The 531-nt window shown below is 68.5% G+C and carries 1 protein-coding gene; it reads left to right on the top strand.

The window, feature by feature from the left end; translation table 11 throughout:
* Window positions 1-61 precede the first annotated feature (61 nt).
* Window positions 62-531, top strand: a 470-nt coding sequence (locus AACY52_RS29935; RefSeq protein WP_339561321.1) for a hypothetical protein, incomplete at its 3' end; no start/stop codon positions are given.

Genomic DNA, 531 nt, shown 5'->3' with positions numbered 1-531 from the left:
GCTTGCGCAGTCCGGTTTGAGTGGGGCCGCCTTGCTCCACGCGCCGCCGCCGGGGGTTGAGGTGACCGTGCTCGGCAATCCCGGCGCGAGCCTGGAATGGTATCTCGGGCTGCTGATCGGCCCGGCGCTGCTGCATCTGCTGATCGCGGTGACGACGGCGGCATCGCTGGGGCGGGAATTGGAGGACGGATCGCTGGCCGTGTGGGCGCGGAGGGTCGGCAGTCCTGCGGCGGCGCAGGTCGGGCGTTTCCTGCCGCATGTCGTGATCGGCACTCTGTGGCTGTGCCTGTGGCTGTTGTGGCTGACGCTGGGGCAGGGGTATCGCTTCGGCGGCGAGATCGTCTTGGTGGCGGTTGGCGGAGTGCTGCTGTTCACCGCCACCGCCGCGATGTCGGCGCTATTGATCGCGCTGACGGGCGAAGTCGCGACGAGCCTGTCGGCGAGTGTGATCTATGCTGGATCGGCGCTGGCCTATTCGGGCGCGTCGTTGCCGCTCAACGGCGGTATTCTGTTCGCGCGGGTGTGGAGCAG

This window comes from Pseudomonas sp. EA_65y_Pfl1_P113 (assembly GCF_963970525.1).
Lineage (GTDB): Bacteria > Pseudomonadota > Gammaproteobacteria > Pseudomonadales > Pseudomonadaceae > Aquipseudomonas > Aquipseudomonas tritici.
Note: the sequence above shows the minus strand (reverse complement) of the source record. Positions and strands in the feature narration are given on the sequence as shown.